This is a genomic window from Jannaschia sp. W003 (assembly GCF_025144335.1).
GTDB lineage: Bacteria > Pseudomonadota > Alphaproteobacteria > Rhodobacterales > Rhodobacteraceae > Jannaschia.
On the sequence record NZ_CP083539.1, the window covers coordinates 413,177 to 427,514 of the forward strand.

A 14,338-nucleotide genomic window follows, 5' to 3' on the forward strand; every position below is an offset into this window, starting at 1 on the left:
AGCGCCAGGCACGGCAGTCGAACGCGCGCGTACCGCGCCCCGCCGCTGCCCCCAACCTCCCCCCCACTTCGACGGCTTCCCGCCGCCGCGCGCCGCGCTAGGGTGGCGCCATGACCGCCGCCCCGTCCGATCCCCCCGCCTTCCTCCGGCGCCTCTTCCGCGAGGCCGTGGCCGTGGCCGACCCGATGCGCGTGGTCGCCCCGCACCTGCCCGGGCGTCCCGCGGGGCGCACGCTGGTGACTGGTGCGGGCAAGGCCTCGGCGCGCATGGCCGAGGCGGTCGAGGCCGCGTGGGGCCCCTGCAAGGGCCTCGTGATCACCCGCTACGGCTACGTCCGCCCCACCCGGGGCATCGAGATCGCCGAGGCCGCCCACCCGGTGCCCGACGCCGCCGGGGTCGCGGCCACGGAGCGGATGCTCGCGCGGGTGGCGGGGCTGGCGCGGGACGACCTCGTGCTGGCGCTGATCTCGGGCGGCGGCTCGGCGCTGCTCTGCGCGCCCGCGGCGGGCCTGACGCTGGACGACAAGCGGGCGGTGAACGCCGCCCTCCTCGCCTCGGGGGCGGCGATCGGGGCGATGAACGTGGTGCGCAAGCACCTGAGCCGCGTGAAGGGCGGACGGCTCGCGGCGGCCTGCCACCCGGCCCGCGTGGTCTCGCTGCTGATCTCCGACGTGCCGGGCGACGATCCCGGCGAGATCGCCTCGGGCCCCACGGTGGGCGAGGCGTCCACCCCCGCCGACGCCCTGGCGGTCCTCGCGCGCTACGGCGTGGACGTGCCCGAGGCGGCGCGCCGGGCGCTGGAGCGGGCCCCGGACGCGGTGCCCCCGGGCGACCCCCGGCTGGCCCGCGCGGAGACCCGCGTCATCGCCGCCCCCGCCCGGTCGCTCGCCGCGGCGGCCGCGGTGGCCGGGGCCGAAGGCGTCGACGTCCGCATCCTCGGCGACGCGCTCGAGGGCGAGGCGCGCGCGCTGGCCGCTTCGCAGGCACGCATGGCGCTCGGCCTGCGGGACGAGGCGGCGCGGAGCGGGCGGCCCATCCTGCTCCTGTCGGGCGGGGAGTGCACCGTCACGCGGCGCGGCGACGGGACCGGCGGGCCGAACGCCGAGTTCGCGCTCGCCGCCGCGCTCGCGCTGGAGGGGGCGCCCGGCATCCACGTGCTCGCCTGCGACACCGACGGCGTCGACGGCGCCGCCGAGGTCGCGGGCGCCTGCGCGGGGCCGGAGACCCTCGCGCGCGGGCGCGCCGCCGGGGCGGACCCTGCCGCCGCCCTCGCGCGCAACGACGCCCACGGCTTCTTCGCCGCCGCCGGCGGACAGGTCGTGACGGGCCCGACCCTCACCAACGTCAACGATTTCCGCGCGTTTCTGGTGGCGCCCGGCGCGTGAGCCGCGGCCCGGGGGCGGGTGCCGCCCCGCCTAGTGCGTCCAGGATCCCCGGCGGTGGGTGGCGAAGTTCTCGCCGTAGCCGCCGGTGCGGATGTTGTGCTTGCGGCCCTGGGGGCGCAGCAGCACGTAGTCGATGCCGCGGTCCTTGGCGTAGCCTTCCGCCTCGGCCTGGGTCTCGAAGCGCAGCCGCACCTGGGCCTGGGTGTCGCGCGAGCCGGTCCAGCCCGTGAGCGGGTCGATCTCGCGGGGCACCTCGGGCACGAACTCCAGCACCCAGTCGCGGGTCTTGGCGGTGCCCGACGACATCGCGGTCTTGGCGGGTCTGTAGATGCGGGCGCGCATGGGCAGGCTCCTGGGCGGGGTCGCGCCTCCTTAGCCGCCCGGACCCGGCCCGCGCAAGCGACCGCCGACCGGACCCGAAGAGCGAGGGGTGGGGTGGGTATCGGACCCGGCCGACGTCCGCGCCGCTGCGCCCCGCGACCCTACACGCGGCGGGCGAACCCGGCAAGGAATCGGCCTCCCCGCGCTTTCCCCGCGCCCGCCCCGCCGGCCTTGATTCGAAGGCCCCGAGCGACGACATTCCCGGGGCATCCCCAGCCCGAGAGCCGCCGCCCATGGACGTCGTCGACGACCTGCCGATCCTCGCCCGCAACAAGATCGCCCAGCGCCCCAAGCTCGAGGGCGGCCGCCGCCTGCGCATGGACACCACGTTCGCGCCCGCCGGCGACCAGCCCACCGCGATCAAGGAACTGGTGAGCGGCGTCACCGGCGGCGAGCGAGACCAGGTGCTGCTCGGCGCCACGGGCACCGGCAAGACCTTCACCATGGCCAAGATCATCGAGGAGACCCAGCGCCCCGCGATCATCCTCGCGCCGAACAAGACGCTGGCCGCCCAGCTCTACGGCGAGTTCAAGGGCTTCTTCCCCGACAACGCGGTGGAGTACTTCGTCTCCTACTACGACTACTACCAGCCCGAGGCCTACGTGCCGCGCTCCGACACGTTCATCGAGAAGGAGAGCCAGATCAACGAGCAGATCGACCGGATGCGCCACTCGGCCACCCGGGCGCTGCTGGAGCGCGACGACGTCATCATCGTCGCCTCGGTCTCCTGCATCTACGGCATCGGCTCGGTCGAGACCTACGGCGCCATGACCCAGGACCTCGTGGTCGGCTCCGAGTACGACCAGCGCAAGGTCATGGCCGACCTCGTCGCCCAGCAGTACCGCCGCAACGACGCCGCCTTCTCGCGCGGCACGTTCCGCGTGCGCGGCGACTCGGTCGAGGTCTGGCCCGCGCACCTCGAGGACAGCGCCTGGCGGCTCAGCTTCTTCGGCGAGGAGCTGGAGGCCATCGTCGCCTTCGACCCCCTCACGGGCGCCAAGACCGGCGCGATGGACAAGATCCGCATCTACGCCAACTCGCACTACGTGACGCCGCGCCCGACGATGCAGCAGGCCATCAAGGGCATCAAGGCGGAGCTTCAGGTGCGCCTCGACCAGCTCGTGGGCGAGGGCAAGCTCCTGGAGGCCCAGCGCTTGGAGCAGCGCACCAAGTTCGACCTCGAGATGCTGGAGGCCACCGGCGTCTGCAACGGCATCGAGAACTATTCACGGTACCTCACGGGCCGCGCCCCCGGCGAGCCGCCCCCCACGCTCTTCGAGTACATCCCGGACGACGCCATCGTCTTCGCCGACGAGTCCCACGTCTCGGTGCCGCAGATCGGTGCGATGTACCGGGGCGACTTCCGCCGCAAGATGACCCTGGCCGAGCACGGCTTCCGCCTGCCGAGCTGCATGGACAACCGCCCCCTCAAGTTCGAGGAGTGGGACGCCATGCGCCCCCAGTCGGTGTTCGTCTCGGCCACCCCCGCCGCCTGGGAGCTGGAGCAGACCGGCGGCGTCTTCACCGAGCAGGTGATCCGCCCCACCGGCCTCCTCGACCCGCAGATCGAGATCCGCCCCGTGGGCATGCAGGTCGACGACCTGCTCGACGAGATCAGGCGCGTCACCCAGCGCGGCATGCGGACCCTGGTGACGACCCTCACCAAGCGCATGGCCGAGGACCTGACCGAGTACCTCAACGAGCAGGGCATCAAGGTCCGCTACATGCACTCCGACATCGACACGATCGAGCGGATCGAGATCCTGCGCGACCTGCGGCTCGGCGCCTTCGACGTGCTGATCGGCATCAACCTCCTGCGCGAGGGTCTCGACATCCCCGAATGCGGGCTGGTCGCGATCCTCGATGCCGACAAGGAGGGCTTCCTGCGCTCCGAGACCTCGCTCGTGCAGACCATCGGCCGGGCCGCGCGCAACGCCGACGGGCGGGTCATCATGTACGCCGACCGCATCACCGGCTCGATGGAGCGCGCGATGCGCGAGACCGAGCGCCGCCGCGCCCGGCAGATGGCCTACAACGAGGAGCACGGCATCACCCCCGAGACCGTGAAGAAGAATGTCGAGGACGTGCTCGCGGGCCTCTACCAGGGCGACGTGGACATGAGCCGCGTGACGGCCAAGATCGACAAGCCCATGGCCGGCGCCAACCTCCAGGCCCACCTCGACGGCCTGCGCGAGCGGATGCGGAAAGCGGCCGAGAACCTCGAGTTCGAGGAGGCCGCGCGCCTCCGCGACGAGGTCAAGCGGCTGGAGCAGGTCGACCTTCTGGTCTCCGACGACCCCCTCGCCCGCCAGTCCGCGGTCGCGCAGGCGGTCGAGGACGCGCGCAAGGCGGAAGGGCGGAGCACGGCCGGGCGGCCAGGCCAGCGCGGGGGGAATGTCAAGCGGAGGAAGAACAGGAAGTCGCAGTAGGTCGCGCGTCCCGCCTCCGCAGGTGGGCGATCGTTCGCGATTTTCCGCCCCGGCGACAAATCGGCGCCCCAATTCGGCGAGACCCCGAGTGCGACCGCTTGGGAGCTCTCGTGATGCGATATGGCCTCTTGTTCTCGGACGTCGCCGCCGTCCTCCTGGGCTTGATCGGGCTGGCAGGCTTGGCGAGCTTCTCGGTGTTCGTGAACTGGACGATCGCCTACGAGCTCGGCCGGCTGCACCTCTTCGCAGGCCTTGCGGTCATTCTGGCCGGAGTGACGCTCGTCTATCTCTACCCGCCGCTCCACCAGAGAATCCTGCGGTCCACCTTCCCGGTCGTTCCCCGAGCGATCTTCGCTTCACTGTCGTTCGCCTGGCTGACGCTCTCGCTCGGATACCTGCGCCATTTCGGTCGCTCCGACATGCCGCTCTCCGGGACGTTGGAAGAGTACTTCGGTTGGGTGATGGGCGCGGCCTATGTTGCTCTCGCGCTTCTGATTTTTCCGTTCGGCATCGGATACGGCGAGTTGCGCGCCGAGCACCGGGCCCGGAGGAAAGCAGAGGCCCTTGACCGCCTGAACGCCCAGATCGCCGAGCAGATGGCGATCCAACAGCGACCGGGCGAAACCGGGGCACGACCCGGTGCGGCCCCGGTCGAACGGGGCCCCGGCGCACGGGTGGCGTCCTTCGCGGGCCTGCTGGGGTTGGCGTATTGCGGGTATGTCTATCTCTTCGGCACCGTGAGCCAGACCCTCCATCTCGATGGGGTTCTCGATGCGTATGCCCTGCCCACGATCGCCGGCGGGTCCATGTTGGGCTGGGCATGGGTCTTTGCCGATCGGAAATCGGTGATGGCCCGCGCTCATGCACAAGGCAACGGTACGTGGAAGACCGCCATCTCGCTGATCGCCGGGATGCCCGTGATGGCCGTGACCGCGTACCTCGCGGTAGGGTATTACGCCTTTCCCTACACATGGAATGCGCTGACCGAGAACCCGCAAGTCGTGAAACCCTATCTCGTCACCGGGATCAGCACCGGCCGGAGATCGAAGGGGTGCCTGACGCTCGCGTACATGGAGCAACCAGATCGGACCACGCGAATGTGCCTCGGCAGACAATTCGGCCTGAGCCGCTCCGAGGGCGAGATTCTGCTCATCGAGGGCGAACTCAGCCGGTTCGGTCATTCGATGGAGCGGACACGGGTATTGAGAAACGAATAGGCGTAGGGCGGCATCCATAGCCGATCACTCACCCTTCACACTCCCTCTATGCCCGCGATCGGCCGATCGGTTCCACCAGGGCGGAACTCGTTGCGAGATCTCGGCAAGTGATCTGAACCGATCCCCCCGGCCCGTGTCTCCCTACCCTTCGCCTGCCCGCGACGCCCGCGCCCATCCGTCCCGCGCGCGCGCCTGTGGCAGCGTGCACCGGCTCCACAGGCATACCCCCGCATAGACCGCGCTCGCCACCGGCATCGCGAGCGCGGGGCCGGCATAGTCGCGCAGACGGCGCCGCGCGCCTCCGCCCCCCAGCCCCGGATACCGCCGCCGAAGCTCGCGGTTGCCGAAGTCCCAGCGCCGGCGCACCGCCGCGAGTTCGCGCAGCGTGCCGGGCACCGGCCAGGCGAATCCGGCCTCGACCTCGCGCCGCTCATGGGGCCGGAACAGGAGCCGCACGAACATGTCGTCCGCCACCACGTCCGGGAACGCGCCCCAGCGCCGGCGCCCGGCCGCGTTCACCGCATAGAGCCCGCAGCCCGGGATCTCGCGGCGCGCGAACGGAAGCCGCGCCCAGACGCGGGCGTAGCACCCGGCCGCCCAGCCGCCGGAATGGACCGCACGCACCCGCCCGCTGGCATAGCCCGGCGTCCGCCCGCCCAGCGCCGCCACGAGCGCCCCGATCAGCGAGGGGTCGACCACCACGTCCGCGTCCACGTGGACGAGCACCGCCGCCCCCTCGGGCAGGGCGCGGTTGAGCGCCGCCGTCTTGGAGCCTTCCGCGATCTCGATCAGCCGCAGCGCGACGCCCGCGTCCCCCGCCTCGGCCGCGGCGCGCCGGACCACCGCCGCGCTCCGGTCGCGGCAGCCGTTGGCCACCACGTCGATCGCCAGCCGCCACCCCGCCGGCATCGGGCTGGCCACCAGCGCCGACAGGCACGGCCCGACCACCCGCTGCTCGTCGCGGCACGGAACGATCACCTTCACCAGTCTCTTCATGCCCCCCCGCCCCCGCCCCCGCGTCGGCGCGAGGGTGGCACCGCGCCCCCGCGCGCGCCGAGCGGTTTCGGACCGCGCGCCCGCGCGGGCGGACATTCGCCGCCGGCCCCGCGTCCCGCGAGAGCGCCCCGGTCGCGCGAACGCCCGCCGCCCGTCTCCGAACGCCCCTCCCCGGCGGCCCCCCGCATGCACGGGTGGTGCATGGGGGGTGCACGGGGGGCGCCCCCCTATTTCCGGTGCAGCAGCGTTCGCACCAGTGCCACCACCACGGCCGCGCCTACGGCGCCCACGAAGGCCACCAAGAGCAGCCCTCCGGCCGCCAGCACCGTCACGCCCAGCGCCGCCAGCACGAACGGCGTGGCGATCGCCGCCGCCGCGCCCACCAGCGCGTAGAGCGCCACGCTGCGCCCCGTGACCTTGCCCGCCAGCGCCCCGATCACCAGTCCGATCAGCGCCAGCACCACCAGCGCCGCGATGCCCAGGCCTTCGAAGAAACCTTCCATTCCGTCCTCCATGTCCGACGCCCCGCCACATAGCGCGGCGGGGCGATTAACCCTGCCTTAACCGCGATCCCGTCCAATCGCACCCATGCGCATCCTGCTGCTCGCCCTCTTCACGCTCTTGCCCGCCCCCGCCAATCCCGGCCCCTGGCCCCGCGCCGAGGGCGAGATCTACGCGCTGGGCTTCGTGCAGGGGGGCAGCGATCCGTGGGCCAGGCTCTATGCCGAGGTCGGCGGCCCGCGCCGGCTCACCTTCGGGCTCGACCTGGGCGGGCACCTCCAGGGCCCCGAGGCCGAGCGGCGCGTGCGCGCCTTCCTGCGCGTGCCCCTCGATGTACTGCCCGCGCCGTGGCGGGCGGCGGTCGAGACGGGCTTCGGGCAGGACATGCCCCGCAGCGCACGGCCCGTGGCGCGGGCCTCGCTCGGCGTCTCGGCGGGGCGCGGCTTCGAGACCGCGATGGGCGGCGGCTGGACCGCCTTCGCCCTGCGCGCCGAGGCGGCCGCGGACGGCACCGCGCCCACGCGGCTGACCGCCTCGGCCGTGGCGGGGATCCGGCCCGCCGAGGGGTGGACCGTGGAGCTGGGAGCCTTCGCCGAGTCGGAGGGCGACGACACCTCGGTCACCCTCGCCCCTACGGTGCAGCGCGCCATGGGCGGCATCGGCGACCTGCGCCTCGGGGTGGCCCTGTCGGAGGACGGCGCGGCGCTGCGCCTCGGCCTCGCGCGGGAATTCTGACGCCCCTCGCGATCCCCGCGCACGCGCCGTTGCGCGGACCGCCACGACGGGACGCTTGATCGGTGCGCCGGACGCAGTAGATGCCCGCCATCCGGGCGCGAGGCTCCGTCCGGCGGCTGCAGGAGCGAGGTCTCGCTCCGAGAGCGCGATCCTCTTCCCCAAGGTCCCGCCCCGATGCGCTTTCCCCTTCTCTCCGCCGCCGTCGTCGCGGCCTTCGCCGCCCTGTCCGCCCCCGCCTTCGCGGACGGCGTCACCGGCACAGTCGCCTCGTTCGACCCCGCGACCCGCACCCTCGTGATGTCGGACCGTACCGTGTGGCTGCTGGGCGACGCCGCCCCCGCGACCCTCGCCCCCGGCCAGCGCGTCACCATCGTCTACCGCTCGGCGGGCGAAGATGGCCTGACCGGCGTGGCCCGCGTGACCGTCGACTGACACCCCGCGGTCGAACGGCCCCGCCGCGCGCGTCCCCCCGGCGCGCGCGGCGCCCCTACAGCCGGGCCTCGCCCACGCGCAGGATCACCGGCACCACCAGCTCCTCCTCGTCGGTGAGGTGGCGGTCGAGGAACCCCTCCATCCGCCGCACCGTGTCCGCCATCGGCCCCGCCTCGCCCCCGCCGAGCAGCACGTTGGCGTCCGCGGCGAAGCGCTCCAGCTCCTCGTGGAGGCGGTGGTGGTCCGCGTCGAGCAGCGCGAAGCCCCGCTCCAATGTTGGCGCGTGGGCTGCCAGCTTCGGAAAGTACACCTCGTCCTCCACGCTGTGGTGGCCGTGCAACTCCTGCAGGAACAGGCTGCCGACGCGCGCCAGCCGCGACGCATGGACCTCGGGCGCCAGCCGCCCCGCCTCGCGCTCCGCCAGGTCGGAGCCGAGCATCGCCAGCATGCGCCGGAAGCGGAGGTGCCGCTCCAGCCAGAACCGGGTCAGCGCGCCGAACTCGGGATGCGCCTCCCAGGTCTCGCGGGGAATCTCCTCCACGAGCGCGCGCAGGGTGTCCGGCAGGCCCGCGCGCCGCTCCAGCGCCAGGGGATCCGGGGCGCCCCTCACTCGCGGGGCCGGTCCATGGTCGGCTCGAGGATCTCCAGCACCTGCGCGGCCCAGTCGCCCACCACGGGGATGAAGTTGATCTGCGCCAGCGACCACACCACGACCGACAGGATCACCGTGGCGCCCAGCACCGTGCCGAGGCCGAAGGCCAGCCCGCGGTAGAGCTGGAACGCGATCAGCTTCGGGATCGAGTTGTGGACCTGGATGAACCGGTGCCGGTTCAGCCGCGCCAGCTCGCGGCGCAGCGCCGACAGCTCGTCCATGAGATCGTCGTCCGGGGTCATGGGCGGCGACGCTAGCACCGGCGCCCGTCAGAGCAAGCCGCGGAAGGCGATGTAGGCGGCGGCTGTTGCAGCATTGGCGAGATTCAGGGACCGCACGTGGGGCGAGCGCATCGGCAGGCGCACCGCCCGCGCGCCCTCCAGCGCCTCGGGGGGCAGGCCCACGGTCTCGGAGCCGAACAGGAGCTGGGCGTCGCCGGGCCACGCCACGTCGTAGGCGGAGGTCTCGCCCCACTCCTCGAAGGCGAAGCGCGGGCCGGGGCGGCGGGCCGCGAAGTCGGCCCACGTGTCGTAGCGGTGCAGCGGCACGTGAGGCCAGTAGTCGAGCCCCGCGCGGCGCACCGCCCGGTCGGTGATCTCGAAGCCCAGCGGCCCCACGAGGCACAGGTCGATCTCCAGGGCTGCGCAGGTGCGGGCGATGGTGCCGGTGTTGCCGGGGATCAGGGGCCGCACCAGCACGATCGCGGGGCGGTTCCCGCTCACGCGTGCACGGTCCACCAGCGCTCGATCAGGTCGAACTGCAGCGAGCGCGAGCGCCGCGCCCATTCCCGTCCGCCCTCGGGGCGGTCGCGCTGGGCCACCGAGAGGCCCGCGCGCCGTTCCACGTCGGCGGTGAGCGTGGCGAAGGCCAGCGGCCGGCCCGAGCGGGCGTTGAAGTAGCCCGCAAGGCAGGACGCGAAGTTCAGCGTGCCGGTCTTGGCCTGCACGGGGATGTTGCGATCCGCCTCGATGGTCAGCTCGCGCATCAGGGGCCGCACCCGCGCCTCGGCGCCCGCGGCCGTGAGCACGCGCACGAGGCCCAGCCCGCTGACCCGCGTGGTGCCGTTCAGCCCCGAGTGGTCGTCGAAGTCCGCGCGCCCCAGGCCGGCCCGCTCCTCGAGCCAGCGGGTCATCATCGCGCCCGAGGCGTCGAGCGTGCCTGTGTTCAGCCCCCGGCGCACGCTCGACGCGAGGCCCAGCACCTCGGCGGTGATGTTGGTGGAATAGCGCAGCATGGAGCGCACGATGCGGTCGAGCGGCGCGCTCTGGGTGCGCGCGATCACGGCGCCGCCCTGCGGCCGGCGGAGCACCCGCTCGGGGGCGGGCGCCTCCACCTCCTCGTAGGCCAGCAGCTTCGAGAGCACCTCGCCCGCGTACTGCGCCGGGTTGCGCACCGGCAGCCAGCGCGAGCCGGACCCGCCGAGCTGCGCGCGCGCCACCGTCCACAGGTCCACGTCGCCGCCGTCGCGGTAGGTGTAGACCGGCAGGGTGCGGTTCTCGACCGCGATGCGCGAGGTGGAGACCTCGGGGCGGAAGCGCTCGGTGCGGGCCTCCATCGAGGTCTCGTAGCCGGTGCCCGCACGGCGCCAGGCGAAGTGGACGCGGTTGAAGTTCACGTTGAGGCCCGAGATCGAGGGGTTGTAGCCCACGTGCTCGGGCTGCGTGGGGTCGATGCGCTCGATCAGGGGCAGCGCGCCGTCCCAGATCAGCAGCCGCCCGCCGACGGCGCGCAGGCCCGCGGCCTTGGCCTGCTCCACGAGGTCGTGGAGCCCGTCGGTGTCCATGCCCGGATCGCCCCCGCCCACCAGCACGAGGTCGCCGTCGAGGCGGCCCTCCCGGATCGGCCCGGTGGCCACCAGCGTCGTCTCGAAGCGGTGGTCCGGGCCGAGCGTCTCGAGCGCGTAGAGCGCCGTGACCGCCTTCGCCACCGAGGCGGGCGGCAGGAGGCGGATCGGGTTCACCGACTCCAGCACCTCGCCCGTGTGCGCGTCGGCCACCACGGTCGAGATGTCGCCCCCGAGCCGCGCCGCGGCGATCAGGCGCTCCGCATCCGGCGCGCTGCGCGCCAGCAGGTCGTCGGGCCGCGTCGCCGCACGCATCGAGGTCGCCGGCGCGTCGGCGCAGGCCGGCAGGGCCGACGTGGACATGATGCCGGCGAGGAAGTGGCGTCGATCCATGGGTGGGACCCTCCGAGGCAGTCGAACGCCTCACTGCCGGGGCCGTTCCTCCTTGCCAACCCGCTTCCGCCCATCGGGGGCCGGTGCTAGCGCGATCGTCATGGATCGAGACCTCCTCCTGTCGGTGGCGCTGATGCTGGCGGCCATGACGCTGATCCCGCTGGGGGACACGGCCGGCAAGCTGCTGACGGGCAGCCACGGCGTCGATCCGGGCTTCGTGGCCTTCGCTCGCTTCGCGGTGGGGGCGGCCATGATCCTCCTGATCCTCGGCGGCCGCATCGAGTGGCGCATCTGGCGCGACCCGCGCCTGTGGCTGCGCGCCGCCCTCATCGCCGCCGGCATCGCCTCGATCCTTACCGCTCTCCGGACCGAGCCCATCGCCGACGTGTTCGGTGCCTTCTTCGTGGGGCCGATCGTCTCCTACGCCCTGTCGGCGTGGCTCCTGGGCGAGCGGGCGAGCCTCGCGCGTTCGGCCCTCCTGGCCTTGGGCTTCGCGGGCGTGCTCCTCGTGGTGCGCCCCGGCTTCGGCATGTCGCCGGGGCTCGGCTGGGCGCTGCTGGCGGGGCTGTTCTACGGCGGCTACCTCGCCGCCTCGCGCTGGGTGGCAGGCGTGGCCGGGCCGCGGCAGCTCATGCTGACGCAGACCGCCCTCGGCACGCTGATGCTGCTGCCCTTCGGCGCGACCTCGGCGGTGCCCGCGCTCACCGTCCCCGTGGTCGGCCTGCTCCTCGTGTCGGGCCTCGCCTCGGCCACCGGCAACCTCCTGCTCGTCAACGCCTACGGGCGGACGGGGGCCACGGTGCTCGCCCCGTTCGTCTACTTCCAGCTCGTGGCGGCCACGGGGCTGGGCTGGGCGGTGTTCGGCACGCTGCCCGACGGGCCGGCGACGGCGGGGCTGGCGCTTCTGGCGCTCTCGGGGCTGGCGACGCTGGCGCTGCGGCGCTAGCCCCAGCGCCCCGCGGCCCGGATCGCCGTGGACGAGGCCGGGTGCATCGGCACGTTCACGAGGCACCACGCCGGCGGCGCCGTCCGTCCCAGCGCGCCGGCCTGCGCCTCGGGCAGCTGGAAGCGGCGGAACGCGTGGGCGGCGGGCGACATGCGCCCTGCCATGCGCTCGCCGGGCCGGGCCACCACCCCCACCGGCGTGGTCTCCATGATCCCGCGCCAGTCCTCCCACAGGTGCAGCTGCGCGAGGTTGTCGGCCCCCATGATCCACACGAAGCGCACGCCCGGCATCAGGCCCCGCAGCCGCCGCAGCGTGTGGGCCGTGTAGCGCGTCCGCAGCCGCGCCTCGATCGCCGTCACCTGCACCTTCGGGTGCCGCATGAGCGCGCGCGCGTGCGCCACGCGCCGGGCCAGCGGCGCCGGGCCGCGCGCCTTCAGCGGATTGCCGGGGCTGACCAGCCACCACAGCCGGTCCAGCCGGAACCGCTTGAGCGCCTCGAGGCTGACGTGGACGTGGCCCGCGTGGGCCGGGTCGAACGAGCCGCCCAGCAGGCCGACCACCTGTCCGGGCCGCGTGGGGGGCAGGCCGATGCGCATCCCCGCGCCCTAGCGCGCGGCGCGGCAAGCGGGCAAGCCGCGTTGCGCCGCCCGCCCGCGCGGATTACATCGCGCCCCTGATCCACCCGAGGGGCGAGCATGGCCAAGCATCAGTACGTCTATCACATGGACGGCGTCTCCAAGACCTATCCCGGCGGCAAGAAGGTGTTCGAGAACATCCGCCTGAGCTTCCTGCCGGGCGTGAAGATCGGCGTCGTGGGCGTGAACGGCACCGGCAAGTCGACCCTGATGCGGATCATGGCCGGGCAGGACAAGGACTTCTCGGGCGAGGCCTGGGCCGCCGAGGGCGCCCACGTGGGCTACCTGCCGCAGGAGCCGGCGCTCGCCGAGGACAAGACCGTCCGCGAGAACGTCATGCTCGGCGTGGCCGCCAAGAAGGCCAAGCTCGACCGCTTCAACGAGCTGGCCATGAACTACTCCGACGAGACCGCCGAGGAGATGGCCGCCCTACAGGACCAGATCGACGCGGAAGGCCTGTGGGATCTCGACGCCCAAGTGGATGTGTCGATGGAGGCCCTGCGCTGCCCGCCGGACGAGGCCATGCCCGCCAACCTCTCGGGCGGCGAGCGCCGCCGCGTGGCGCTGTGCAAGCTGCTGCTCGAGGCGCCCGACATGCTGCTGCTCGACGAGCCCACCAACCACCTCGACGCCGAGACCATCGCCTGGCTGCAGCGGCACCTGATCGACTACAAGGGCACCTGCCTGATCGTCACCCACGACCGCTACTTCCTCGACGACATCACCGGCTGGATCCTCGAATTGGACCGCGGCCGGGGCATCCCCTACGAGGGCAACTACTCCGCTTGGCTCGAGCAGAAGGCCGTGCGCCTCGCCCGCGAGGCCAAGGAGGACAAGTCGCGCCAGAAGACCCTGGAGCGCGAGCTCGAATGGATCCGCGCCGGCGCCAAGGCCCGGCAGGCCAAGTCCAAGGCCCGCATCCAGGCCTACGAGGAGATGGCCGGCCAGTCCGAGCGCGAGCGCGTGGGCCGCGCCCAGATCGTGATCCCGAACGGCCCGCGCCTGGGCTCCAAGGTCATCGAGGCGGACGGCCTACGGAAGGCCTACGACGACAAGCTTCTGATCGAGAACCTCAGCTTCGCGCTGCCCCCCGGCGGCATCGTCGGCGTGATCGGCCCCAACGGCGCCGGCAAGTCGACCCTGTTCCGCATGCTCACGGGCCAGGAGCAGCCCGATGCGGGCACCGTAACCTACGGCGACACGGTGAAGCTCTCTTACGTCGACCAGTCGCGCGACGACCTCAACCCCGACCACACCGTGTGGGAGGCGATCACCGGCGGCGCCGAGATCATCAAGCTCGGGGACGCCGAGGTGAACTCCCGCGCCTACTGCTCGTCGTTCAACTTCAAGGGCGGCGACCAGCAGAAGAAGGTCGGGCTGCTGTCGGGCGGCGAGCGCAACCGGGTCCACATGGCGCGGCTCCTGAAGGAGGGCGGCAACGTGCTGCTGCTCGACGAGCCGACCAACGACCTCGACGTGGAGACGCTGCGCGCCCTCGAGGACGCCATCGCCGAGTTCGCCGGCTGCGCCGTTGTCATCAGTCACGACCGCTTCTTCCTCGATCGCCTGTGCACCCACATCCTCGCCTTCGAGGGCGAGGCCCACGTGGAGTGGTTCGAGGGCAACTTCGAGGCCTACGAGGAAGACAAGGCCCGCCGCCTCGGCCCCGACGCGCTGGAGCCGACGCGGGTGAAGTACAAGAAGTTCACCCGCTGAGGACGGGGCGGGGGACTCGACCCCGCCCCCTGTCCCCACCGCGCTGGCCCGCCACATGCCCTCGAGATGCCGCGGGGGGGGGGCGACACCGTTCCCGCATCGCCGCCGTCGCCGCGTGATGGCGGCGCGAGACCCCG

The 14,338-nt window shown here is 72.9% G+C and carries 15 protein-coding genes; 7 read left to right on the top strand and 8 right to left on the bottom strand.

The window, feature by feature from the left end:
• The first annotated feature begins 110 nt into the window (after positions 1 to 110).
• Positions 111 to 1,385 (top strand): glycerate kinase, encoded by a 1,275-nt coding sequence (locus tag K3554_RS01875; RefSeq protein WP_259942797.1) that lies wholly within the window; start codon positions 111 to 113, stop codon positions 1,383 to 1,385.
• A 30-nt stretch (positions 1,386 to 1,415) separates the two neighbouring features.
• Here K3554_RS01875 and K3554_RS01880 read toward each other — a convergent pair whose 3' ends face one another.
• Positions 1,416 to 1,727, bottom strand: a complete 312-nt coding sequence (locus tag K3554_RS01880) for an ETC complex I subunit (protein WP_259942800.1) — start codon at positions 1,725 to 1,727, stop codon at positions 1,416 to 1,418.
• Between the two features lie 272 nt (positions 1,728 to 1,999).
• Here K3554_RS01880 and uvrB point away from each other — a divergent pair, with 272 nt between their 5' ends.
• Both uvrB and K3554_RS01890 read left to right on the top strand, forming a co-directional pair.
• Entirely contained in the window at positions 2,000 to 4,195 is a 2,196-nt protein-coding gene (gene uvrB / locus K3554_RS01885; RefSeq protein WP_311200353.1) for an excinuclease ABC subunit UvrB, read from the top strand.
• 113 nt (positions 4,196 to 4,308) lie between these two features.
• The gene (locus K3554_RS01890; RefSeq protein WP_259942803.1) at positions 4,309 to 5,412 is read left to right on the top strand and encodes a hypothetical protein; all 1,104 of its coding nucleotides are present in this window, start codon (positions 4,309 to 4,311) and stop codon (positions 5,410 to 5,412) included.
• 141 nt (positions 5,413 to 5,553) lie between these two features.
• On the opposite strand, the gene K3554_RS01895 is transcribed toward K3554_RS01890, so the two are convergent.
• Together K3554_RS01895 and K3554_RS01900 are read right to left on the bottom strand one after the other, a co-directional pair.
• Entirely contained in the window at positions 5,554 to 6,408 is an 855-nt protein-coding gene (locus K3554_RS01895; protein ID WP_259942804.1) for a glycosyltransferase, read from the bottom strand.
• A gap of 227 nt (positions 6,409 to 6,635) precedes the next feature.
• Positions 6,636 to 6,911: a GlsB/YeaQ/YmgE family stress response membrane protein gene (locus K3554_RS01900; protein ID WP_259942806.1), complete on the bottom strand. Its 276-nt coding sequence runs from the start codon at positions 6,909 to 6,911 to the stop codon at positions 6,636 to 6,638.
• A gap of 85 nt (positions 6,912 to 6,996) precedes the next feature.
• On the opposite strand from K3554_RS01900, the gene K3554_RS01905 reads away from it, so the two are divergent.
• Positions 6,997 to 7,644 (top strand): hypothetical protein, encoded by a 648-nt coding sequence (locus tag K3554_RS01905; protein ID WP_259942808.1) that lies wholly within the window; start codon positions 6,997 to 6,999, stop codon positions 7,642 to 7,644.
• A 174-nt stretch (positions 7,645 to 7,818) separates the two neighbouring features.
• Positions 7,819 to 8,076, top strand: coding sequence for a hypothetical protein (locus K3554_RS01910; protein WP_259942810.1), 258 nt, complete (start codon positions 7,819 to 7,821; stop codon positions 8,074 to 8,076).
• Positions 8,077 to 8,131: 55 nt separating this feature from the next.
• Here the strand turns inward: K3554_RS01910 and K3554_RS01915 are convergent, their stop codons facing one another.
• Genes K3554_RS01915 through dacB form a run of 4 tightly spaced genes read right to left on the bottom strand, consistent with a single transcriptional unit; the run spans position 8,132 to position 10,904 of the window.
• Positions 8,132 to 8,686 (bottom strand): hemerythrin domain-containing protein, encoded by a 555-nt coding sequence (locus K3554_RS01915; RefSeq protein ID WP_259942813.1) that lies wholly within the window; start codon positions 8,684 to 8,686, stop codon positions 8,132 to 8,134.
• On the bottom strand, positions 8,683 to 8,970 hold the full coding sequence (locus K3554_RS01920; RefSeq protein WP_259942815.1) for a DUF5665 domain-containing protein: 288 nt from the start codon (positions 8,968 to 8,970) through the stop codon (positions 8,683 to 8,685). The genes K3554_RS01915 and K3554_RS01920 overlap by 4 nt, the downstream gene beginning before the upstream one ends.
• 27 nt (positions 8,971 to 8,997) lie before the next feature.
• The gene (locus K3554_RS01925) at positions 8,998 to 9,465 is read right to left on the bottom strand and encodes a tRNA (cytidine(34)-2'-O)-methyltransferase (protein WP_259942817.1); all 468 of its coding nucleotides are present in this window, start codon (positions 9,463 to 9,465) and stop codon (positions 8,998 to 9,000) included.
• Positions 9,447 to 10,904, bottom strand: coding sequence for a D-alanyl-D-alanine carboxypeptidase/D-alanyl-D-alanine-endopeptidase (gene dacB, locus K3554_RS01930; RefSeq protein WP_259942819.1), 1,458 nt, complete (start codon positions 10,902 to 10,904; stop codon positions 9,447 to 9,449). The genes K3554_RS01925 and dacB overlap by 19 nt, the downstream gene beginning before the upstream one ends.
• Before the next feature lie 100 nt (positions 10,905 to 11,004).
• On the opposite strand from dacB, the gene K3554_RS01935 reads away from it, so the two are divergent.
• A complete protein-coding gene (locus tag K3554_RS01935) occupies positions 11,005 to 11,850 on the top strand; it encodes a DMT family transporter (RefSeq protein WP_259942821.1) in 846 nt (281 codons plus the stop codon).
• On the opposite strand, the gene K3554_RS01940 is transcribed toward K3554_RS01935, so the two are convergent.
• Positions 11,847 to 12,446, bottom strand: a complete 600-nt coding sequence (locus K3554_RS01940) for a nicotinate-nucleotide adenylyltransferase (RefSeq protein ID WP_259942824.1) — start codon at positions 12,444 to 12,446, stop codon at positions 11,847 to 11,849. The two genes, K3554_RS01935 and K3554_RS01940, sit on opposite strands and share 4 nt — an antisense overlap.
• Before the next feature lie 99 nt (positions 12,447 to 12,545).
• On the opposite strand from K3554_RS01940, the gene ettA reads away from it, so the two are divergent.
• Positions 12,546 to 14,201, top strand: a complete 1,656-nt coding sequence (ettA, locus tag K3554_RS01945; RefSeq protein ID WP_259942826.1) for an energy-dependent translational throttle protein EttA — start codon at positions 12,546 to 12,548, stop codon at positions 14,199 to 14,201.
• Positions 14,202 to 14,338 lie beyond the last annotated feature (137 nt).